This is a genomic window from Pseudomonas sp. SIMBA_041 (assembly GCF_046535095.1).
Lineage (GTDB): Bacteria > Pseudomonadota > Gammaproteobacteria > Pseudomonadales > Pseudomonadaceae > Aquipseudomonas > Aquipseudomonas mucoides.
In genome coordinates, this window is the sequence record NZ_JAWRXJ010000004.1 from 356996 (window position 1) to 379839 (window position 22844).

Genomic DNA, 22844 nt, shown 5'->3' on the forward strand with positions numbered 1-22844 from the left:
TTACACCGCCGTGTGCAGGCGAATGGCGTTGACGATGCTGTTGGTGTTCCACGCACATTCGGCGTGCGCGGCATCACGCACCACCGTGGAAATCCGCTCTGCCCCAAACGGCTTGACCGCAATGATCACCTTGCCCATCCGCTTGGCGATCTCGATTTCCTTGTTGATCCACTTGCTGTAGGTCGAATACATCCCCGCCATGATCAGCACCGCCGAGCAGGGGCGGATTTTGTTTTCGATGGCGGTTTCCAGTTGCTTGTCGGTCTGCGCGTCGACGATCGGGTTGTCCGTCGGCACTGAAAAATTTTTGAAGGTGAAGCCGGGTTTGGCGTTGAGCAGGCGCACGAGATTGTCGTGGGCGTGGGGGTAGCTCCACGAATGGCTGATGAACAAATGATAGGTTTGCATGGTCGTCCCTCGGTATCGCCGGAATGCGAAGAGGGCTTGAATGTATGCACTTGATTGGCCGCAACAAGGCCTGCGCGGTTAAAGAGACGGATCCTTCCAGCGGGCGCGCGGAAGTCCTACAGAGGTGTCTGACGTTTAATCAGCGGGGAAATGTGTAGGTCGCAACAAGCGGCCCACCGTCCCGTCAGTGACGGGGCGATGGACGCGTCTGTTTAGTAGCTGGTTTCAGGCAGGCTGGCGATGATCGAGCGGTAGCTGTTCATCCGTTGCTGCTGCACGCGGCCTTCTTCGAGGGCCTTGAGCAGGGCGCAACCCGGTTCGCGGTCGTGCTTGCAGTCGCGGAAGCGGCAGGTGCCGATCAGGTCGTTGAACTCGATGAAACCGGCTTCGACGTCGGCGCGGCTGACGTGGCCGAGGCCGAATTCACGAATACCCGGGGAGTCGATCAACTCACCGCCACCGGGGAAGTGGAACAACCGCGCGGTGGTCGTGGTGTGAGTGCCCTGGCCGGACAGCTCGGACAACGGGCCGACGCGGGCTTCGACTTCCGGCAGCAGGCTGTTGACCAACGACGACTTGCCGACGCCTGACTGGCCGACGAACACGCTGATGCGCCCGTCCAGTTGTTCCTGCAGCTGCTCCATGCCATTGCCGTGATGCGCCGAGACTTCCAGCACCGGGTAACCGAGCGTGCGGTAGACCGCCAGCAAGGCATTCAGAGCCGGGGCGTTCTGCTCGTCGATCAGGTCGAATTTGTTGAGCAACAGCAGTGGCCGGATACCGGCGTGCTCGGCAGCGACCAGATAACGGTCGATCAGGTTCGCGTGAGGCTCGGGCAGCGGGGCAAAGACGATAACGATCATGTCGACGTTGGCGGCCACAGGCTTGAGCTGGCCACGGCTGTCCGGACGGCAGAGTTCGGTTTTGCGTGGCAGTTGCGCCACGATCACACCGATGCCCTGGTTGCCGGCACGCCAGACCACCTGATCGCCGGTCACCAGTGCCGGGAGGTTGGCGCGCAAGTGACAACGGAACACTTCACCAGCCAATTCGCCCTCGAGGGCTTCGACTTCGACCTGTACGCCGAAGTGCGCGATCACCAGCCCGGTCTGTTCCGGGCCCAGGTCGCCACCCTCAAGTGCCTCGACAGCCGAGGACTCGCGTTTGGCGGCGCGGGCAGCGCGTTCGCCCTGAATCTTTTCGATGCGCCAGTTTTGACGACGATTGAGTTGGCGTTTGGCCATGGGTGTTCCGTATCAAGAATGCAGCGATTAGGTAAAACGGCCGCGAGTTTAGCACGCCCCGCCGGTTGCCTAGGCTAAACTGCGCAGCATTGCCTAGGAGCCAACACATGCAAAACCCGCAGAATCTGATCTGGATCGACCTGGAAATGACTGGTCTGAACCCTGATACCGACGTCATCATCGAAATGGCCACCATCGTCACCGACAGTGACTTGAACACCTTAGCCGAAGGCCCGGTGATCGCCATCCACCACAGCGACGAGATCCTCGCCGGCATGGACGAGTGGAACACCCGTCAACACGGCGGCTCGGGCCTGACCCAGCGCGTTCGCGACAGCCGCATCAGCATGGCCGAAGCCGAAGCCGAGACTATCGCCTTCCTGGAGAAATGGGTGCCCAAGGGCAAGTCGCCGATCTGTGGCAACAGCATCTGCCAGGACCGTCGCTTCCTTTATACGCACATGAAGTCCCTGGAAAGCTACTTCCACTACCGCAACCTCGACGTATCGACTCTCAAAGAGTTGGCCGCACGCTGGGCGCCGGACGTACGCGACAGCTTCAAAAAAGGTAGCACTCATTTGGCGCTGGACGACATCCGCGAATCGATTGCCGAGCTGCAGCACTACCGCAAGCATTTCATCAAGTTCTGATTCGGCGGCCTCTGTGCTGGCCCCATCGCGAGCAAGCTCGCTCCCACAGGTACAGCGCCGTCCCTGTGGGAGCGAGCTTGCTCGCGATGGCGTCCTTACAGTCACCATTGATGATTGGCTAGATTCTCTGATGCCCTCTTTTGGGGCTTCGGTGAAGTGAGTAGACTGCGCGCCTTTCTGCAAGGACCGCCGCCATGTTGCTGATGCTCTACCTGATCGCCATCACCGCCGAAGCCATGACCGGCGCGCTGTCTGCCGGCCGTCGCGGCATGGACTGGTTTGGCGTGGTGCTGATCGCGTGCATCACTGCGTTGGGGGGCGGCTCGGTGCGTGACGTCCTGCTCGGCCACTACCCGCTGACCTGGGTCAAACACCCGGAATACCTGGTGCTGACCTCGGTCGCCGCCATGGTGACCGTCTTCACTGCGCGCTGGATGCGCCACCTGCGCTCATTGTTCCTGGTCCTCGACGCCGTGGGCCTGGTGGCGTTCACCCTGATCGGCTGCATGACCGCTTTGGAAATGGGTCACGGCATGCTGGTGGCGTCGGTCAGCGGCGTGATCACCGGCGTATTTGGCGGCATCCTGCGCGACATCTTCTGCAACGACATCCCGCTGATCTTCCGCCGAGAGCTCTACGCCAGCGTCTCGTTCGCGGCGGCGTGGTGCTACATGCTCTGCATCTACCTGCAATTACCCGGTGAACAAGCGATTCTGATCACGCTGTTTGGTGGCTTCCTCCTGCGACTGCTGGCGATTCGTTTCCACTGGGAAATGCCGAAGTTCGTTTACAACGACGAGGCTTAAGACTGGCACGGTTCCTGTGGCCGCTGCCGAAGGCTGCGTCCGGCTGCGTAGCAGTCGTCTATCCGGAAAGCGAGTTCTGCGGCCTCGAACGTCCGAACGCGGCCCGAGCCTTCGGCAGCGGCTACAGGAGACCGTGTTGTTTCAGGGCCCATTCGACATGTTCACGCACTAACTCCGACGGGTAATCCCTGCGAGCCTTCAACGCTTCCAGCACCGGGATGCTCGACGGCGCATTGCCCAGCCCCACCGCCAGGTTACGCAACCAACGCTCATAACCCGCCCGGCGTAATGGCGAGCCTTCAGTGCTGCTGAGGAATTTATCCTCGTCCCACATGAACAACTCGGCCAGTTCCGCATTGTCCAGGTTGTGCCTTGGCTTGAAGTCGCTTTCGCCGGACGGACGGGCAAAGCGGTTCCAGGGGCAGACGATCTGGCAATCATCGCACCCAAACACCCGGTTGCCGATCAGTGGCCGCAGATCTTCCGGGATTGCGCTTTTCAGTTCGATGGTCAGGTACGAAATGCAGCGCCTGGCATCCAGAACGTAAGGGCCGACGAAGGCGTTGGTCGGGCAGATGTCGAGGCACGCGGTGCAGCGGCCGCAATGTTCGGTGGTGTGGGGCGGGTCGACCGGCAATGGCAGATCGACAAACAACTCGCTGAGAAAGAAGTAGCTGCCGGCCTTGCGATTCAGGACCAGGGTGTTTTTGCCGATCCAGCCAAGACCGGCCTGTTCGGCGATGGCTTTTTCCAGCACCGGGGCGCTGTCGACGAAGGCGCGGAAACCAAACGGGCCGATCTGTGCCTGAATTTTGTCGGCCAGTTGTTGCACGCGTTTACGAATTAGTTTGTGGTAATCGCGACCCAAGGCATAACGCGAGACGTAGGCTTTTTCCGGCTGGGCCAGCATTTGCGCCATTTGGGTGTCGCCGGGCAGGTAGTCCATGCGCAGGGAAACCACGCGCAAGGTGCCGGGCACCAGCTCTTCCGGATGTGAGCGTTTGCTGCCGTGGGCGCCCATGTAGTCCATTTCGCCGTGGTAGCCGGCGGCGAGCCAGCGCTCCAGGTGCTGCTCATGCTCGGCCAGGTCCAGGCCGCTGATGCCGACTTGCTGAAAGCCCAGCTCGCGGCCCCAGTCCTTGATGGATTGGGCGAGGGCGGGCAGGTCTGTGGTAATTGCGGGCATGAGGCGAGAGAAACCGGAGCTGAGGTGCGTATAATTCTGCCAGACATCGGAGCCCGAAGACGCATGCCGCACACTAAAGATGATTTACCCGACGCGCTGTATAGCGCCGCGCAGGTCCGTGGGCTCGATGCGAGCCTGATCGCGGCCGGCACGCCGGGCTTCGAGTTGATGCAGCGCGCGGCGCGGGCGACCTGGCGGGCGCTGGTCCGGCAATGGCCGTCGGCGAATGAATTAACGGTGCTGGCCGGCCACGGCAATAACGCGGGCGACGGTTATCTGGTGGCAGTGCTGGCCAGCCGTGCGGGTTGGTCGGTTCGCGTGTTGGCGGTGGGCGATCCCCAACGTTTACAGGGGGATGCGGCGTTGGCGTATGCCGAGGCGGTGTCGGAAAAAGTACTGATCGAACCCTGGTCTGCACAATCCGGATTGCGCGGCGTCGTGCTCGATGCTTTGCTCGGCACCGGTCTGACGGGGGAAGTGCGTGCGCCTTATGCTGACGCTATCGCGACGATCAATGCCAGCGGGCTGCCGGTCGTGGCTGTGGATATCCCTTCAGGGCTGTGCGCCAATACCGGTCGGATCCTCGGTCTGGCGGTGCATGCCGACCTGACAGTGACCTTCATCGGTTTGAAACTGGGGCTGTTCACCGGGGATGCAGCAGATGTGGTTGGGGAACTGGTTTTCAATGATTTACACGCCGACCCGCAGCTCGTCGAGGCCGCGGCGATCAGCGCTCGGCGCCTGACGCCCGGCAACTTGCCGCGTCCTGCACCGCGAGCGCCGACGTCGCACAAAGGCAAATTCGGCCATGTGCTGTTGATCGGCGGCGATCTCGGCTTGGGTGGCGCGATCCTGCTGAGCGCACAAAGCGCCCTGCGCGGCGGTGCCGGCATGGTCTCCGTGGCAACCCGCAGTGAGCATGTACCGGCCGCGCTGGCGAGAATTCCCGAAGCCATGGTGCTGGGCACTTCGTCGGCCAACCAGTTGATGGATTTGCTGCAAAAGGTTTCCGTATTGGTGGTCGGCCCTGGCTTGGGGCAGGCGTCCTGGGGGCGCAGTTTGCTGTCAGCGGCCGCCAATGCACCGTTGCCGCAAGTCTGGGATGCCGATGCGTTGAACCTGCTGGCCGAAGAATGTGTGAATTTGCCCAAGGATTGCGTGATCACGCCGCATCCGGGCGAAGCGGCGCGGTTGCTCGGGATCAGCACCGCCCAAGTGCAAGCTGATCGCCCGGCGGCGGCGCATGCGTTGAGCAAAAAATATACAGCAGTCGTGGTATTGAAAGGCGCTGGCAGCCTGATCGCCAGTCCCGATGGGCGTCTCACCGTGTGTCATCAAGGTCATCCGGCCATGGCCACTGCGGGTTTGGGCGATGTATTGGCCGGTCTGGTCGGCGCGCTGCTGGCTCAAGGCATGCAGGCGTTCGACGCCGCGTGCCTGGCGGTCTGGCTGCACGCCAATGCGGGTGAGCAACAAGGTAAAAATGGCCGCGGGCTGGCGGCCAGTGATCTGATTCCGGCCATTCGTCAGTTGTTGGAGGAGCAAGCACCGTGTCTGAAGTAACCCTGTACCTGGCTGATGAAGAGGCGATGACGGCCTTTGGCACACACATCGCAAAAATCACCGAAGGGCACGGTCTGATTTTTTTGGAAGGGGACCTGGGGGCAGGTAAAACCACGTTGTCGCGGGGTATCATCCGCGGCCTGGGGCATGAAGGCGCCGTGAAAAGTCCGACCTTCACCCTGGTCGAGCCCTATGAGATCGGCGACATCCGCGCTTTCCATTTCGACTTGTACCGTTTGGTCGATCCGGAAGAGCTGGAGTACCTCGGCATTCGCGACTATTTCGACGACGACGCGCTGTGCCTGATCGAATGGCCCGATAAAGGTGCAGGCTTTTTGCCAAAGCCTGACCTGACCATTACCATTAGCCCGCAAGACAGCGGGCGTTCGCTGAAAATTTTATCCCGGGGCTCGCGTGGCGAGGCCTGGTGTGCCGCTTTGGCATTGGAATCCAATTAAATGATGGGGTCAGGTATGCGCTTTCGCGCGATGGTAGCTGCCGTAGGGTTGTTGTTTTTGGCGGTGACCGTCGACGCTGTGGCCGACGCAAAGGTCAACAGTGTTCGCCTGTGGCGGGCGCCGGACAACACACGGCTGGTGTTCGACCTGACCGGGCCGGTGCAACACAGCGTGTTCACCCTTACCGCTCCGGATCGGCTGGTGATCGACATCAATGGTGCAACGCTCGGCGCGCCGTTGAACGTCAACACTTCCAATACCCCTATCACCGCCATGCGATCGGCTCAACGCACGCCGACTGACCTGCGGGTGGTGATCGACCTGAAAAAGGCCGTGACCCCGAAAAGTTTCTCCCTGGCGCCAAACGCCCAGTACGGCAACCGGTTGGTGGTCGACCTGTTTGATAACGCTGCCGATGCCGCGCCGTCGCCAGCCCCGACTCCGACACCGACCCCTTCGGTCGCCACGATGCCGGCAGTGCCCGTCACGCCGGTTGAGCCTGCGATCAAACTTCCTCCTGCACCTCCTGGCAAACGCGACATCCTCGTGGTGATCGACGCCGGCCACGGCGGTGAAGACCCGGGTGCTTCAGGCTCCCGCGGTCAGAAGGAAAAAGACGTGGTATTGGCCATCGCCCGTGAACTGCAGCGTCAGGTCAATGGCATGAAAGGCTTCCGCGCCGAACTGACCCGTACGGGCGACTACTTCATTCCGCTGCGCGGCCGAACCGAAATCGCCCGTAAGAAAGGCGCCGACCTGTTCGTTTCGATCCACGCCGACGCCGCGCCGTCGGCCGCTGCCTTCGGTGCGTCGGTGTTCGCCCTGTCTGATCGCGGCGCGACTTCGGAAACGGCCCGCTGGCTGGCGGACAGTGAAAACCGCTCTGACCTGATCGGTGGTGCTGGCAACGTCAGCCTTGATGACAAGGACCGCATGCTCGCGGGCGTGCTGCTTGACCTGTCGATGACCGCGTCGCTGACGTCCAGCCTGAACGTTGGCCAGAAAGTCCTGAGCAACATCGGACGGGTTACGCCACTGCACAAGCAGCGTGTGGAACAAGCCGGGTTCATGGTGCTGAAGTCGCCAGATATCCCGTCGATCCTGGTGGAAACCGGGTTCATCTCCAACTCTAACGAAGCGTCCAAACTGGCCTCCTCGAATCACCAGCAGGCGCTGGCGCGTTCGATCAGCAGCGGCGTGCGGCAGTTCTTCCAGCAAAACCCGCCACCGGGCACTTACATTGCCTGGCTGCGTGACTCCGGAAAAATCGTTCAAGGCCCGCGTGATCACCGGGTCAGCCCGGGTGAGACCCTGGCGATGATTGCCGTGCGCTATCAGGTGTCGCCTGCCACGCTGCGCAGCGTCAACAAGCTGCCCAGTGATGAGCTGAAGGTCGGTCAGCACCTGACCATTCCAGGCACCGAGTTGGCGGCCAAAGAATGAATCAGGTCGTGATCAACAGCGCTCGCATCGAGCTGCTCAGCCCGCGACTGGCGAACCAGATTGCCGCCGGCGAGGTGGTCGAGCGCCCGGCTTCGGTGATCAAGGAGCTGCTGGAAAACAGCCTCGACTCCGGCGCCAAGCGCATCGATGTCGATGTCGAGCAGGGCGGCGTCAAGCTATTGCGCGTGCGCGACGATGGCAGCGGCATTTCTGCCGATGACCTGCCGTTGGCGCTGGCGCGACACGCCACCAGCAAGATCCGCAATCTGGAAGACCTCGAACAGGTCATGAGCCTCGGGTTTCGCGGTGAAGCACTGGCATCGATCAGCTCCGTGGCGCGCCTGACGCTGACGTCCCGCACTCGCGATGCCGATCAGGCCTGGCAGGTCGAAACCGAAGGCCGGGACATGGCGCCGCGCGTGCAGCCGGCCGCCCATCCGGTGGGCACCTCGGTGGAAGTGCGGGACTTGTTCTTCAACACCCCGGCGCGTCGCAAGTTTCTCAAGACTGAAAAAACCGAATTCGATCACCTGCAAGAAGTGATCAAGCGCCTGGCGCTGGCACGCTTCGATGTCGCGTTCCACCTGCGCCATAACGGCAAGACCATCCTCAGCCTGCACGAAGCCCATGACGACGCGGCCCGCGCCCGGCGTGTGGCGGCGATTTGCGGTTCGGGGTTCCTCGAGCAGGCGCTGCCGATCGAAATCGAGCGCAATGGCCTGCATTTATGGGGCTGGGTCGGCTTGCCGACGTTCAACCGCAGCCAGGCAGACTTGCAGTATTTCTTCGTGAATGGCCGCGCAGTTCGCGACAAACTGGTGGCCCACGCGGTGCGCCAGGCCTATCGCGATGTGCTGTTCAATGGCCGGCATCCGACGTTCGTGCTGTTTTTCGAAGTGGATCCGGCGGGTGTCGACGTCAACGTGCACCCGACCAAGCACGAAGTTCGCTTCCGTGACGGGCGCATGGTTCACGATTTCCTTTACGGCACCTTGCACCGCGCCTTGGGCGATGTGCGTCCCGAGGATCATCTGGCCGCACCGGTGGTGACGGCCGTCGTGCGTCCAACCGGGCTCGATGCCGGCGAATTCGGCCCGCAGGGCGAAATGCGTCTGGCGGCCAATGCGCTGCTGGAGCAACCTCAGGCGCAACCGTCGTTCAATACCCCGGCCGGGTCGGGCGCTGGCGCCGGTTATCAGTATCAATACACGCCACGGCCCCAATCCGGTGTACCGGTTGCTGAAGCCCAGGCGGCGTACCGTGAATTCTTTGCGCCATTGCCCGAGGCCAACGCGGTCGCGCTGCCAGCCGGGCAGGACGATATTCCGCCGCTGGGTTACGCCCTGGCGCAGCTCAAAGGCATCTACATCCTGGCGGAAAATGCCCAAGGGCTGGTGCTGGTGGACATGCACGCGGCTCACGAGCGGATCATGTACGAGCGCCTGAAAATCGCCATGGCCAGCGAAGGCCTGAGCGGCCAGCCGCTGCTGGTACCGGAATCCCTGGCTGTCAGTCAGCGTGAAGCCGATTGCGCCGAAGAGCACGCGGCGTTGTTCCAGCGTCTGGGTTTTGAATTGCAGCGTCTGGGACCTGAATCCCTGGCCATTCGGCAAATCCCGGCCTTGCTCAAGCAGGCGGAAGCCAATCGACTGGTCAGTGATGTCTTGGCGGACCTGATGGAATACGGCACCAGCGACCGGATTCAGGCACATCTGAATGAGTTGCTCGGGACGATGGCTTGCCACGGCGCGGTTCGTGCGAATCGGCGCCTGGCGATCCCGGAAATGAACGGTCTGCTGCGCGACATGGAAAACACCGAGCGCAGCGGTCAATGCAACCATGGCCGACCGACCTGGACCCAATTGGGCCTGGACGATCTGGACAAACTGTTCTTGCGCGGTCGTTGATGAGCCAGCTTCCTCCAGCGATTTTCCTGATGGGCCCGACTGCTGCGGGCAAGACCGACCTGGCCATCGAGCTGACCAAGGTTCTGCCCTGCGAGCTGATCAGTGTCGATTCGGCGCTGGTCTATCGGGGCATGGACATCGGCACCGCCAAGCCTTCGAAAGAAATCCTGGCCGAATTCCCGCACCGTTTGATCGACATTCTCGACCCGGCCGAGAGCTATTCGGCCGCCGATTTTCGTCGTGATGCCCTGGCGGCGATGGCCGAGATCACCGCGCGGGGAAAAATCCCGCTGCTGGTGGGCGGCACAATGCTCTATTACAAGGCTTTGGTCGAAGGTCTGGCGGACATGCCAGCGGCCGATCCCGATGTTCGGGCGCAGATCGAGGAAGAGGCTGCACGCCTTGGCTGGCAAGCGCTGCACGAACAATTGGCGTTAATTGACCCTGAGTCTGCCGCGCGTATTCATCCAAACGATCCGCAGCGACTCAGTCGGGCGCTGGAAGTTTATCGCGTCAGCGGTCAGAGCATGACCGAGCTGCGGCTGAAACAATCTGTGCAAAGTACCGAAGCAGCCGCTTCGGGACTGCAACAATTGCCCTATACTGTCGCGAACTTGGCCATTGCTCCTGCAAATCGCCAGGTACTGCACGAGCGAATTAAACAAAGATTCACGAATATGTTGGAACAGGGATTCATTGACGAGGTCGTAGCCCTGCGTAAGAGAAGTGACCTGCATTCCGGGTTGCCGTCTATACGTGCGGTAGGCTACCGACAAGTTTGGGATTACCTGGATGGCAAGCTGACGCAAGCCGAGATGCAGGAGCGTGGAATCATTGCCACGCGCCAATTGGCAAAGCGTCAGTTCACCTGGCTGCGCAGTTGGGCTGATTTACACTGGCTGGACAGTCTCGATTGCGACAATCTGCCGCGCGCCTTGAAATACTTGGGGACCATCTCCATATTGAGCTGAGTCCTTGCAATTGCCGTCTATCCTTGGGGGTGTGGCGGCTAAAGCCATCTGTTTACCTATTTTTTATATTGAATCCTTAAAGGAGTGCGGCACATGTCAAAAGGGCATTCGCTACAAGACCCTTACTTGAATACTTTACGTAAAGAGAAAGTTGGGGTGTCTATCTACCTGGTCAACGGGATCAAACTGCAAGGCACGATCGAGTCTTTCGACCAGTTCGTTATCCTGCTGAAAAACACCGTTAGCCAAATGGTTTACAAACACGCTATCTCGACAGTGGTGCCGGTTCGTCCAATTCGTCTGCCAAGCGCAACCGAATCCGAAGCAGGTGACGCTGAGCCAGGTAACGCCTGATAGGAGTCTCCTTTGTTCTTTGAGCGCCACGGTGGTGGTGAGCGAGTCATCCTCGTTCACTTGGATGGACAGGACCCTGAGGCGCGCGAAGATCCGCAGGAGTTTCAGGAACTGGCTAATTCGGCGGGCGCCGAGACCGTTGCGTTTTTTAACGTGCCGCGTCATCGGCCAACCGCCAAATTCCTCATTGGCAGTGGCAAGGTCGAGGAACTGCGCGACCTGGTCAAGGCCGAAGAGGCTGATCTGGTGATCTTCAATCACATCCTCACGCCCAGTCAGGAACGTAACCTCGAACGTGTTTTCGAGTGTCGCGTGATCGACCGCACCGGTCTGATTCTTGATATTTTCGCCCAACGCGCCCGTACCCATGAAGGCAAGCTCCAGGTAGAACTGGCTCAGCTTGACCACATGAGCACCCGCCTGGTTCGTGGCTGGACTCACCTTGAGCGCCAAGGTGGCGGTATCGGCATGCGTGGCCCGGGTGAAACCCAACTCGAAACCGACCGCCGTTTGCTGCGGGTTCGCCTGCGACAGATCAAGGGCCGGCTGGAGAAAGTGCGCAGCCAGCGCGAACAGTCGCGACGTGGTCGTATGCGTGCGGATATCCCTACCGTTTCGCTGGTGGGGTATACCAACGCCGGTAAATCCACGCTCTTCAATAACGTGACGAAATCCGACGTTTACGCGGCTGACCAATTGTTTGCCACGCTGGACCCGACCCTGCGCCGTCTCGATCTGGACGACCTGGGGCCGATTGTCCTGGCGGACACTGTAGGTTTCATTCGCCACTTGCCCCACAAGCTGGTCGAGGCATTTCGGTCTACTCTCGAAGAGTCGAGCAATTCCGACCTGTTGTTGCACGTGATCGATGCGGCCGAACCGGATCGCATGTTGCAGATCGAGCAGGTGATGGTGGTGCTGGGCGAGATTGGTGCCCAGGACTTGCCGATACTCGAGGTGTATAACAAACTCGATTTGCTTGAAGGCGTTGAGCCACAAATCCAGCGCGACGAAAGCGGTAAACCCCTGCGGGTCTGGCTGTCGGCGCGTGATGGCACGGGTCTGGAATTGCTTGAGCAAGCCATTGCCGAGTTGCTTGGCAGTGATTTGTTTATCGGTACCTTGCGCTTGCCGCAACGCTTCGCTCGACTGCGTGCGCAGTTTTTCGAACTTGGCGCGGTGCAGAAAGAAGAACACGACGAAGAAGGCACCAGCTTGCTGGCCGTTCGCTTGCCACGGATCGAGTTGAATCGATTGGTGAGTCGCGAAGGTTTGCAGCCGAATGACTTCATCGAGCAACACACTTTGCAATAAAAGCCTGAGAAAGCGGTTGTGTCGTGGTGACAGGCATTCTGTAGCATTGGTCGGCGCGCCGTGGGTGCGTCTTTGCTTTATCAGATGGAGAGCGCTATGGCTTGGAATGAGCCGGGTGGCAACTCGAATAATCAGGATCCTTGGGGTGGCAAGCGCCGCAATAACGGCGACCGCAAGGGACCACCGGATCTCGACGAGGCCTTCCGAAAGCTGCAGGAAAGCCTGAACGGGTTGTTCGGTGGTGGTAAGAAACGTGGTGATGACGGCGGTGGTTCGGGCAAGAGCGGCGGCTTCGGTGGCATTCTTGGCATCGGCCTTGTCGTGCTGGCGGCCGTTTGGCTGTACAGCGCGGTCTACGTTGTCGACGAGCAGGAGCAAGCCGTGGTGCTGCGCTTCGGCAAGTACTACGAAACCGTCGGCCCGGGCCTGAACATCTATTTCCCGCCGATCGATCGCAAGTACCTGGAAAACGTCACGCGTGAGCGTGCCTACACCAAGCAGGGTCAAATGCTGACTGAAGACGAAAACATCGTCGAAGTGCCACTGACCGTGCAGTACAAGATCAGCAACCTGCAGGACTTCGTGCTGAACGTTGATCAACCGGAAATCAGCCTGCAGCACGCGACCGAAAGTGCCTTGCGCCATGTGGTGGGTTCCACTGCGATGGACCAGGTGCTGACCGAAGGTCGTGAGTTGATGGCCAGCGAAATCAAGGAGCGTCTGCAACGCTTCATGGATACCTATCGCACCGGCATCACCATTACACAGGTCAACGTACAGAGCGCAGCCGCACCGCGTGAAGTACAGGAAGCTTTCGATGACGTGATCCGCGCCCGTGAAGACGAGCAGCGTTCGCGTAACCAGGCTGAAACCTATGCCAACGGCGTCGTGCCGGAAGCCCGTGGTCAGGCCCAGCGCATCATCGAAGATGCCAACGGCTACCGTGACGAAACGGTCTCGCGCGCCAAGGGTGAGGCCGATCGCTTCACCAAACTGGTTGCCGAGTATCGCAAGGCCCCTGAAGTCACCCGCGAGCGTCTGTACCTGGACACCATGCAGGAAGTCTTCAGCAACACCAGCAAGGTTCTCGTGACCGGCAACAAGAATGGCCAGAGCAATCTGCTGTACTTGCCGCTGGACAAGATGGTCGAAAGTGGTCGCAACACCAGCGCTCCGGTGACCAGTGCAGCAACCACCAGCAATGAAGCGAATGCGCGTGCAGCAGCTGATCTGCAGCAACAGCAAGCACGTACCAGGGAGAGTCGCTGATGAGCAATAAATCGCTGATCGCCCTTATTGTCGGCGTCGTCGTGGCGATCGCTGCCTGGAACTGCTTCTACATCGTGGCTCAGACCGAGCGTGCGGTGTTGCTGCAGTTCGGTCGTGTGGTCCAGGCCGATGTTCAGCCGGGCCTGCATGTGAAAGTGCCTTACGTTAACCAGGTGCGTAAATTCGACGCACGCCTGATGACGCTGGATGCACCGACGCAACGCTTCCTGACGCTGGAAAAGAAAGCCGTCATGGTGGATGCCTACGCCAAGTGGCGGGTGAAAGATGCCGAGCGCTTCTACACCGCAACGTCTGGCCTCAAGCAAATTGCCGACGAGCGTCTTTCCCGTCGTCTGGAGTCGGGCCTGCGTGACCAGTTTGGTAAGCGCACGCTGCACGAAGTGGTGTCCGGTGAGCGCGATGCGCTGATGACCGACATCACGGCTTCGCTGAACAAGATGGCCGAAAAAGAGCTGGGTATCGAAGTGGTCGATGTTCGGGTCAAGGCTATCGATCTGCCGAAAGAAGTGAACCGCAGTGTGTTCGAGCGCATGAGCTCCGAGCGTGAGCGTGAAGCTCGCGAGCACCGCGCCAAGGGTAACGAACTGGCCGAAGGTATTCGTGCCGACGCCGATCGTCAGCGCCGCGTGTTGCTGGCTGAAGCCTATCGTGAATCTGAAGAGGTTCGTGGTGACGGTGATGCCCAGGCCTCTGCGATCTACTCCAAGGCCTACGGCCAGGATCAGGAGTTCTATGGTTTCTACCGTAGCCTGCGTGCCTACCGTGAAAGCTTCGCGAACAAATCCGACGTCATGGTCCTGGACCCAAGCAGCGACTTCTTCCGTTACCTGGAAAAAGCCAAGCCTTGATACTGCGTTGACCTGAATCATCCCCCGCTTGGCGGCTAAAGCCTCGGGCGGGGTGATCCTTTGGGAAAACGTGTGTATGATGCGGCAGCCGGGAAATTCCCGGCTTTTTTGCGTCTGCACGTTTGATTGCTGTTTTTATGCAGGCTCAACAGGTTTTTCGAGGAAAGTGGTTGGCGAAGCCGGTTTAAGGCTTTTCGCCATGTCGTTCATGCGCGTGGTTTGCGTACGAGCCGACCATTTTCTGCTTCACTCAAGGCTCGCCCGAGGGCTTGCCGCCCGGATCATAGGGGAATGGCGTAATGGCAACGGTAGACCGCTGGCTGCTGCCAGATGGCATCGAAGAAGTACTGCCACCAGAAGCGGCGCGCATTGAAGTTGCGCGTCGTCAGGTGTTGGATCTGTTCCAGAGCTGGGGTTACGAGTTTGTCGTGACTCCCCACATCGAGTACCTGGAATCCCTGCTGACCGGCGCGGGCTCTGACCTCGACCTGCGTACCTTCAAGGTCATCGACCCGCAATCGGGCCGGCAGATGGGTTTCCGCGCCGACATCACGCCGCAAGTGGCGCGCATTGATGCGCACACCCTGCGTCGTGAAGGGCCTAGCCGTCTGTGCTATGCCGGTAGCGTGCTGCACGCTCAGCCTCGCGCCTTGTCGTCCTCGCGCAGCCCGATCCAGTTGGGTGCCGAGTTGTACGGCGATGCCAGCCCGAGCAGCGACGTGGAAGTCATCAGCCTGATGTTGGCTATGCTGCAACTGGCCGATGTGCCGGATGTACACATGGACCTCGGTCATGTAGGCATCTACCGTGGCCTGGCCCGCGCCGCCGGTTTGTCCGGTGAAGTCGAGCAACAATTGTTCGACGCGTTGCAACGCAAGGCCATCGACGAGGTCATTACCTTGACCGAAGGCCTGCCTGCCGATTTGTCCGGCATGCTGCGCGCGTTGGTTGATTTGTGTGGCGGCCGTGAAGTGTTGAGCGCTGCCCGCGAGCGTCTGGCGAGTGCGCCGGCGCCTGTTCTGGCGGCTCTGGACGACTTGCTGGCAATTGCCGAGCGTCTGTCCGTGCGTTTCCCGGATCTGCCGCTGTACTTCGACCTTGGCGAGTTGCGCGGTTACCACTACCACACCGGTGTGGTGTTCGCGGTGTTCGTGCCGGGTGTTGGCCAGTCCATTGCCCAAGGCGGTCGTTACGACGACATCGGCGCCGACTTCGGTCGCGCACGTCCGGCCACCGGCTTCTCTACCGACTTGAAAACCCTGGTGACCCTGGGGCGTGCTGAGATCGAGCTACCGTCTGGCGGTATCTGGATGCCTGACAGTACGGATGCGGCACTCTGGCAGCAGGTTTGCCAGTTGCGCAGTGAGGGTCAGCGTGTCGTTCAGGCATTGCCTGGGCAACCTTTGGCCGCCGCCCGTGAAGCGGACTGCGACCGGCAATTGATTCAGCAGAACGGGCTTTGGCAAGTATTGCCGCTGGCTTCTTGAGTTTTCCCGCCGGCGGCTGCCGGCACCAAGTTTGCGCGAATGAGGACAAGTGTTATGGGTAAGAATGTCGTAGTCCTGGGCACCCAATGGGGTGATGAGGGCAAAGGCAAGATCGTTGATCTGCTGACCGAACATGCTGCCGCCGTAGTGCGCTACCAGGGTGGCCACAACGCGGGTCACACGCTGGTGATCGACGGCGAGAAAACCGTCTTGCACCTGATCCCGTCGGGCGTGTTGCGCGAAGGCGTGCAGTGCCTGATCGGTAACGGCGTGGTGGTTGCACCTGACGCCCTGCTGCGCGAGATCACCAAGCTGGAAGAGAAAGGCGTACCGGTGCGCGAGCGCCTGCGTATCAGCCCGTCCTGCCCGCTGATCCTGTCCTTCCACGTGGCGCTGGACCAGGCCCGTGAAAAGGCCCGTGGCGAGCTGAAGATCGGTACCACTGGTCGCGGCATCGGCCCGGCGTACGAAGACAAGGTTGCACGTCGTGGCCTGCGCGTTGGCGACCTGCTCAACATGCCTCGCTTCGAAGACAAACTGCGTGAACTGGTGGATTACCACAACTTCATGCTGGTGGGTTACTACAAAGAGCCTGCCATCGAGTTCGAAAAGACGCTGGCCGAGTGCAAGGAATATGCAGAGCTGCTCAAGCCGTTGATGCTGGACGTAACGGCCGAGCTGCACGACCTGCGCCGCGCCGGCAAAGACATCATGTTCGAAGGCGCCCAGGGTTCGTTGCTGGACATCGACCACGGCACCTATCCGTACGTGACCAGCTCCAACACCACCGCCGGTGGCGTGGCGACCGGTTCGGGCGTAGGTCCGATGTTCCTGGATTACATCCTGGGCATCACCAAGGCTTACACCACTCGCGTAGGTTCGGGCCCATTCCCGACTGAGCTGTTTGATGAAGTGGGTGCGCACCTGGCCAAACAAGGTCACGAGTTCGGTGCTACCACCGGCCGTGCCCGTCGTTGCGGCTGGTTCGACGCCGTTATCCTGCGTCGCGCAATCGATGTGAACAGCATCTCGGGCATCTGCCTGACCAAGCTGGACGTACTCGACGGCCTGGAAACCATCAACATCTGCGTCGGCTACAAAGATGCGCAGGGCAACGCCGTTGCTCCGACCGACGCAGACAGCTACGTAGGCCTTCAGCCTGTGTACGAAGAAGTGCCGGGCTGGACCGAATCGACCGTGGGTGCCAAAACCCTGGAAGAGCTGCCAGCTAACGCTCGTGCCTACATCAAACGCGTTGAAGAGTTGATCGGCGCGCCGATCGACATTATTTCGACGGGCCCGGACCGCAACGAAACCATCGTTCTGCGTCATCCGTTTGCTTGATAAGTCATTGAAGTGAAACACAAAGGGTCCTTAATAGGACCCTTTGTCGTTTATGCCTCTTGGACGGCATGACCTTTGCTGTGATGTTGAATAAAAGCATCGCTTCCAGCGCGCCATCAATTTAATGGCGCCAAAGCAGAGGGATTTTAAGTGTCGGCAGTTCTCTCATTGTTACAAAGCCGTTTGTTGCGGCCCGTGTTCGTTACCCTCGGTATCGCCCTTTTGGTGCAAGTGCTGGTGGCTGTTGCTCTGACCCGGAGCACAGTGACTGCATTGGAAGCCGATCTGGGTGTGCGCCTGGGGGTCGACAGTCAAAAGCTCTCTGGCGAACTTGAGCAGGCAGGGCGTGAAGTCACGTCGAGCCTCGACAACCTATCGACCAGCACGCGTCAGCGCCTTACGGCCGGTTTGTCCTCGCGTTTGAAGGATGAGCAGGCTCAGTTGCGTGCGACGCTGGAAAAAGACCTGAAGGACTCCGCCAATGATATGGCGCAGCTCTTGGCCTCGGTCGCCCCCCGCGCGATGTGGGACAGTGACGTTCCAACCTTGTCCGAATTCGCCCGCCGGGCCCAGCGCAATCCCAATGTGTTGTTCGTGGTGTATGACGATGCGACCGGGCAGCATCTGACGCGCTACCTCAATCGTGAAAACCCGATCAACAAGGCCCTCCTTGAAAAAGGCCAGGGCGAGCGAGCGCTCGACAAAGTGCTGGATGCGGCGAAGAACGATCCTTCGGTTTATTACCTCGAAGCCTCGATCAATCCCAATGGTGTGGAAATCGGCAAGGTAATAATGGGGGTCTCCACCGCGTCAGTGGAAACCGACCTCGCGGCCCTGGACAAGCGTTTCTCGGCGCTGATTGCCAGCAGCGATCAACTGGTGGGCGACAGCCTCAAAGGCGCGGCCGCCGACAGTGCCGCGGCGATGGGTGCACGTTTGCAGTCGGCGCAGTCCACGGCGTCTGAAATGAAAGCCAACACCACCGGTACCGTACAGGAAGCTGCCGCGACCTTGCGCTGGCGCATTGGTCTGGGTCTGGCGCTGGTCGGTTGCGGCGTGCTGTTGTTGCTGGCCGTGGTGCTGGGGCGGCGCGTGGTCAATCGCTTGAAGATGCTGATCAGCGCCATGGATGATCTGGCGGCTGGCGAGGGTGACCTGACCAAGCGTGTGCAGATCAACAGCAAGGACGAAATCGGCGACATGGCGTCGGCGGTCAATCGCTTTGTGGATAAGTTGCAGCCGATCGTGCGTGAAGCCGGCGATGTGGCCCAGCGTACCGGCGTGGAAATCGGTGCCATGACCCTGCGTAATGCCGGAGCTGACAAGGCCGCCGGAATGCAGCGCGATGAAGTGGCTGAGAGCCTGCGAGCGTTGTCGCAAATGGCCGATGAAGCCCAATCTGAAAGTCATGCCATGCAGGCAGCTTTGCAACAGGTGGTGGACATTCGTTCGGCCACGGATGAAAACACCCGGACCTCGGCGAAAGTCGGCAGCTTGATCGAGGCGCTGGCCGGGCAGGTCGACACCGGGGCGAAAGTCATCGAACGACTGGCGCAACAGAGTGAACAGATCGAAGTGGTACTGACGGTGATTCACGGGATCGCGGAGCAAACCAATTTGTTGGCACTGAACGCGGCCATCGAAGCGGCGCGTGCGGGCGAGACCGGTCGCGGATTTGCCGTGGTCGCTGACGAAGTGCGGGCACTGGCGAGCAAGACTCAGAGTTCGACCGGCGACATTCAGGCGCACATCGTTGCCTTGCAGCAAGGTGCGCGCGAAGCGGTGGCGGCAATTGGTCAAGCCGGGCGTCAGGCCAGTGAAGGTTTGCTGGTGCTGCGCGACAGTGCGCGGTTGCAGCAGTCGGTGCAGGAATCGGTCGAGCAGGTGCATGCGGCGATTGGCCTGGCGACTCAGGCAGCGGCGCATCAGGCGCAAGGTGCGCAGGCGGTGCGGGGGCGGGTTGAAACCATTCATGCGCAGGCCGAGAAAGCGGCTCAGGCAGTGGTGGAGACCACGGCCAGCGGCAAGGTGCTGGATGGGTTGGCGGCGCAGTTGAAGGCGAGTCTGGGGCAGTTCAGGGCGTAATCGGTTGTCCGGACTGGCCCCTTCGCGAGCAGGCTCGCTCCCTCATTTGATCTCTGGTGTTCACGTAGTGTGAGTTCACAGTAGATCCAGTGTGGGAGTGAGCCTGCTTGCGAAGGCGCTCTCAACGGCTCAGATACATCCGAGTCGTGAGTAGATAAACCGGCACCCCCGACACCACTATCAACAACGCCGCATAAGGCGCCGCCGCCGCAAACTCCACATTCGCGGTATGCGCCCACACCTCTGTTGCCAGTGTGTTGAGCCCGGTGGGACTCAATAGCAATGTCGCCGTCAGCTCCTTCATCGCATCCAGAAACACCAGCGCAAACGCCGCCCCCAGCGCCGGGAAAATTATCGGCAGCGTGATCCGGCAAAACGCACTGAACGACGTAGCCCCGAGTGTGCGTGCAGCCTCTTCCAGTTGCGGTGCAGCCTTGTTCAGAGCCGTTCGAATCGGCGCCTGAGCCAACGGCAGAAACAACAACGCATAAGCGATCAGCAGCAAGGCGGACGTCTGGTACAGCACCGGCACATAGTGCAGGGCGAAATACACTAGTGTCAGCGCAATCACCAGGCCGGGCAACGCATGCAGCAGATACGGCAGTCGCTCGGCCCAGATCGCCAGTGGGCCTTTGTAACGCACCACCAGCAAGCCCACTGGCACGGCCAGCACCAGGCAAAGCGCTGCGCCACCGAGGGAGAGTGCCAGCGATGAGAGCAGCGCTTCGCCGATGGCGGCGACCGGAAATGCGGCTGAGGAGCCGACCGCCAGCCAATACCCCAGCATTCCCAGTGGAATGCCACTGCCGATGATCGCCAGCGCCAGGCAGTAAAGCTGTCCGATGCCCGCCCAGGGCCCCAATCGAACCTGTTCCGCATGCCGCGCCGCACCCTGGCCGGTACGAACATGTCGGCCCTTGCCGCGAACCCGCAGCTCCAGCCATAACAACGCCAGACACAGCGCCAGCAACACCGCTGACAGCATCGCTGCATTGGCATTGCTGAATTCCAGTTCGAACTGCTGATAAATCGCCGTGGTAAAGGTTTGCAAGCCGATGATCGACAGCGCGCCGAACTCCACCAGCATGTGCAGTGCGATCAGCAGTGAGCCCGCCAGCAACGATGGCCAGAGCAGCGGCAACGTGATTCTGAAAAACACGCCCCAGCGATTCTGTCCGAGTGTCCGGGCAGATTCTTCAAGAGAGGGGTCAAGATTGCGCAAGGTCGCCGCGACCGGCAGAAAGATCAGCGGGTACTTGGACAGCGTCATCACCAAAATCGCCCCGCCCAAACCTTCAAAGTGAGCGCTCAGCGAAACCCAGGTAAAACTGCTGACAAACGCCGGAACGGCGAACGGCAAACAGAGGATGACGCCCCACAATCGCCGCCCCGGCAGATTGCTGCGTTCCAGCAGCCAGGCCAGTGACAGGCCGATTAAGGCGCAGGCTAGCGTTACCCCGGCCATCAGCGCCAGCGTATTGCGCAGCAACCCAAACACATAAGGTCGCCACAGCAGGTGCAATGCTTCGGCCCAGCCGGCTTGCCAGGCTTTTAGGCCGACATACATCAGCGGCAACAGACTGAGCACAACCAGCAGCAGGACTGGCAGTAATAGCCAGATCGACGGCCGTTGGCGCCGAGGCACGTACACCCCGCGTGAGGCGGGGGAGGCTGGCGAAGCGCTCATCAGTTCAAGCCAACGTCGCGTTCCAGGTCCAGGGCTTGTTCGGCGTTACCCAGATCGGCCGGTGTGACATTGGGTGCTTGCAGTTCGCTGAACGGCTTGAGGCCACGATCCGATTCCATACCTTTGTGCAGCGGGTATTCGGCGGTGGTTTGAGTGATCACGCGCTGGCCTTCTTCGCTCGCCATGTAGGCCAGAAACGCCTGGGCTTCTTTTGCGTGTTTGCTGGATTTGAGCACGGCTGCGCTGGAAACGGTGATCAGCCCGCCGACGTCGCCGCCGGTGAAGTAATGCAGTTTCGAGTCCAGTTGGCCTTTCTCGCGTTGCAGGGCGAACCAGTAATAGTTGTTAACCAGAACCGTGGCGACTTCACCATTTTCCACAGCCTTCAGGGCGACCATGTTGTTGCTGTAAGTCTTGCCGAACGCGCGCAGGCCGGTCAGCCACTCTTCGGCTGCGTCCATGCCGTGCACTTTGATGATCGCGACCGCTTGTTCCTGGAAAGCGCCACTGGTGGGCACGAAGCCGACCTTGCCTTGCCATTTTGGATTGGAGAACTCCATCACCGATTTCGGCAGGTCCTTCTCCTCGATCAGCTTGGGATTGAATGCCACCACCCGGACCCGAGCGGTAATGCCGATCCAGGTGCCGTTGCCTGCAACATAATCCTTTGGCAAAACCGCCAGCGTGGCGTCGTCGGTCTTGGCCAGGAAACCTTGCTCGCCGAGTTTGTTCAGTGGCGGTGATTCTTCGGTGTAGATTACGTCGGCAGGGGAACGGTCACCTTCTTCCATGATCTGGCTGGCGAGCTGGTTACTGCTGCCTTTGCGCACATTCACATGAATGCCGGTCTTGGCTTCGAATGCCTTGGCGATGGCGTCGCCGACTTCCTTGTGTTGACCATTATAGAGCGTCAGGGAAACCGGATCGGCCGCCTGGGTGAGGGGGGTGGCGAGTACCAGGCCGAGCAGGGTGAAGGTCAGGCCGCGGCGTAGGGTATTTCGAAACATCATTCGCAGGGTTCCTCACTGTCGCATTGCAAAAACTTGCAACAATGATAAACGATATTGTTTCTCAAGTGCGCCTTGCTGGGTCGGGAAGTGCCAGCTAGAGCGGCGGACCCAACACCTGCAGCAGCCGAACGCAGGCTTCGCCAGCTGCTACAAGGTCATGTGTTTCTTGAGGGGGGACAGGTTTTCGGATGCCATAAACGCAAAAACCCGCTTTCGCGGGTTTTTGTGAAATTCAAAGTCGTAACCTTGAATTTGAATTGGTGCCCAGAAGAAGACTCGAACTTCCACGACCTTGCGGTCACCAGCACCTGAAGCTGGCGTGTCTACCAATTTCACCATCTGGGCATTTATCTTCAGCGTTGCCGCTGTTGATGTGGCGCACTATACGGAGAGCGTTTTGATCTGTAAACCCCTGATTTAGATTTAATAAATCAGAAGCTTGGAATGCAAAAAACCCGCTTTCGCGGGTTTTTGTGTGAGCCTTGAAATTGATCTAATCTCAAGCTCGAAATTGGTGCCCAGAAGAAGACTCGAACTTCCACGACCTTGCGGTCACCAGCACCTGAAGCTGGCGTGTCTACCAATTTCACCATCTGGGCAGTATCGGCAGCGCGTCTGCGTCGTCGATGGCGCGCACTATACGGAGCGTCTTTTTAACTGTAAACCCCCGACATCAAAAAAACCTGGAAAATTTCGCCAGTGGTCTTTAAATCAGCGTTGCGATGTCGATAAAGGGCTTTAGAAGGGCTGTCATAGCTTGAAATTTCCCGTTTCATTACGCCTATGCCA

General features: G+C 60.0%; 19 protein-coding genes and 2 tRNA genes. 14 read left to right on the forward strand and 7 right to left on the reverse strand.

From position 1 onward, the window contains the following. On the reverse strand, positions 1-408 hold the full coding sequence (locus tag SB725_RS11735) for a TIR domain-containing protein (protein WP_027921993.1): 408 nt from the start codon (positions 406-408) through the stop codon (positions 1-3). Positions 409-620: 212 nt separating this feature from the next. Beyond that, positions 621-1652: a small ribosomal subunit biogenesis GTPase RsgA gene (gene rsgA / locus SB725_RS11740; RefSeq protein WP_027921992.1), complete on the reverse strand. Its 1032-nt coding sequence runs from the start codon at positions 1650-1652 to the stop codon at positions 621-623. Between the two features lie 107 nt (positions 1653-1759). Between rsgA and orn the strand changes: the two genes are divergently transcribed. Both orn and SB725_RS11750 read left to right on the forward strand, forming a co-directional pair. Then, positions 1760-2302 (forward strand): oligoribonuclease, encoded by a 543-nt coding sequence (orn, locus tag SB725_RS11745; RefSeq protein WP_007995036.1) that lies wholly within the window; start codon positions 1760-1762, stop codon positions 2300-2302. 194 nt (positions 2303-2496) lie between these two features. Further along, positions 2497-3108 carry a trimeric intracellular cation channel family protein gene (locus SB725_RS11750; RefSeq protein WP_027921991.1) on the forward strand — a complete coding sequence of 204 codons (612 nt, stop codon included), beginning with the start codon at positions 2497-2499 and terminating at the stop codon, positions 3106-3108. 121 nt (positions 3109-3229) lie between these two features. Here SB725_RS11750 and queG read toward each other — a convergent pair whose 3' ends face one another. Continuing rightward, on the reverse strand, positions 3230-4294 hold the full coding sequence (gene queG, locus SB725_RS11755; protein WP_027921990.1) for a tRNA epoxyqueuosine(34) reductase QueG: 1065 nt from the start codon (positions 4292-4294) through the stop codon (positions 3230-3232). Positions 4295-4357: 63 nt separating this feature from the next. On the opposite strand from queG, the gene SB725_RS11760 reads away from it, so the two are divergent. The 12 genes from SB725_RS11760 to SB725_RS11815 all read left to right on the forward strand — a co-directional run bounded on the left by SB725_RS11760 (position 4358) and on the right by SB725_RS11815 (position 19358). Beyond that, positions 4358-5857 carry an NAD(P)H-hydrate dehydratase gene (locus SB725_RS11760; protein ID WP_410921784.1) on the forward strand — a complete coding sequence of 500 codons (1500 nt, stop codon included), beginning with the start codon at positions 4358-4360 and terminating at the stop codon, positions 5855-5857. Beyond that, positions 5845-6315 carry a tRNA (adenosine(37)-N6)-threonylcarbamoyltransferase complex ATPase subunit type 1 TsaE gene (tsaE, locus tag SB725_RS11765; RefSeq protein ID WP_410921785.1) on the forward strand — a complete coding sequence of 157 codons (471 nt, stop codon included), beginning with the start codon at positions 5845-5847 and terminating at the stop codon, positions 6313-6315. The genes SB725_RS11760 and tsaE overlap by 13 nt, the downstream gene beginning before the upstream one ends. 30 nt (positions 6316-6345) lie before the next feature. After that, the gene (locus SB725_RS11770) at positions 6346-7758 is read left to right on the forward strand and encodes an N-acetylmuramoyl-L-alanine amidase (protein WP_371258934.1); all 1413 of its coding nucleotides are present in this window, start codon (positions 6346-6348) and stop codon (positions 7756-7758) included. After that, positions 7755-9665: a DNA mismatch repair endonuclease MutL gene (mutL, locus tag SB725_RS11775; protein ID WP_027921986.1), complete on the forward strand. Its 1911-nt coding sequence runs from the start codon at positions 7755-7757 to the stop codon at positions 9663-9665. Before SB725_RS11770 ends, mutL begins: the two co-directional genes overlap by 4 nt. Further along, positions 9665-10636, forward strand: a complete 972-nt coding sequence (miaA, locus tag SB725_RS11780; RefSeq protein WP_027921985.1) for a tRNA (adenosine(37)-N6)-dimethylallyltransferase MiaA — start codon at positions 9665-9667, stop codon at positions 10634-10636. Before mutL ends, miaA begins: the two co-directional genes overlap by 1 nt. Before the next feature lie 93 nt (positions 10637-10729). Then, positions 10730-10990: an RNA chaperone Hfq gene (hfq, locus tag SB725_RS11785; RefSeq protein WP_007902656.1), complete on the forward strand. Its 261-nt coding sequence runs from the start codon at positions 10730-10732 to the stop codon at positions 10988-10990. A gap of 12 nt (positions 10991-11002) precedes the next feature. Next, the gene (gene hflX, locus SB725_RS11790; protein ID WP_027921984.1) at positions 11003-12304 is read left to right on the forward strand and encodes a ribosome rescue GTPase HflX; all 1302 of its coding nucleotides are present in this window, start codon (positions 11003-11005) and stop codon (positions 12302-12304) included. A gap of 96 nt (positions 12305-12400) precedes the next feature. After that, on the forward strand, positions 12401-13573 hold the full coding sequence (gene hflK, locus SB725_RS11795) for an FtsH protease activity modulator HflK (RefSeq protein ID WP_027921983.1): 1173 nt from the start codon (positions 12401-12403) through the stop codon (positions 13571-13573). Beyond that, a complete protein-coding gene (hflC, locus tag SB725_RS11800; protein ID WP_027921982.1) occupies positions 13573-14442 on the forward strand; it encodes a protease modulator HflC in 870 nt (289 codons plus the stop codon). The genes hflK and hflC overlap by 1 nt, the downstream gene beginning before the upstream one ends. 299 nt (positions 14443-14741) lie before the next feature. Continuing rightward, the gene (locus SB725_RS11805; protein WP_027921981.1) at positions 14742-15929 is read left to right on the forward strand and encodes an ATP phosphoribosyltransferase regulatory subunit; all 1188 of its coding nucleotides are present in this window, start codon (positions 14742-14744) and stop codon (positions 15927-15929) included. Between the two features lie 54 nt (positions 15930-15983). Next, positions 15984-17273 carry an adenylosuccinate synthase gene (locus SB725_RS11810; protein WP_027921980.1) on the forward strand — a complete coding sequence of 430 codons (1290 nt, stop codon included), beginning with the start codon at positions 15984-15986 and terminating at the stop codon, positions 17271-17273. Between the two features lie 150 nt (positions 17274-17423). Then, complete coding sequence (locus tag SB725_RS11815; protein WP_027921979.1) at positions 17424-19358, forward strand: methyl-accepting chemotaxis protein; 1935 nt, start codon at positions 17424-17426, stop codon at positions 19356-19358. 121 nt (positions 19359-19479) lie between these two features. Here SB725_RS11815 and SB725_RS11820 read toward each other — a convergent pair whose 3' ends face one another. The 4 genes from SB725_RS11820 to SB725_RS11835 form a co-directional block, all read right to left on the reverse strand. Continuing rightward, on the reverse strand, positions 19480-21045 hold the full coding sequence (locus SB725_RS11820) for an ABC transporter permease (protein WP_027921978.1): 1566 nt from the start codon (positions 21043-21045) through the stop codon (positions 19480-19482). Further along, positions 21045-22055, reverse strand: coding sequence for an extracellular solute-binding protein (locus SB725_RS11825; protein ID WP_027921977.1), 1011 nt, complete (start codon positions 22053-22055; stop codon positions 21045-21047). The genes SB725_RS11820 and SB725_RS11825 overlap by 1 nt, the downstream gene beginning before the upstream one ends. 258 nt (positions 22056-22313) lie before the next feature. Then, positions 22314-22400 (reverse strand) — tRNA-Leu (locus tag SB725_RS11830). A 167-nt stretch (positions 22401-22567) separates the two neighbouring features. Continuing rightward, positions 22568-22654 (reverse strand) — tRNA-Leu (locus SB725_RS11835). Between the last annotated feature and the right edge of the window lie 190 nt (positions 22655-22844).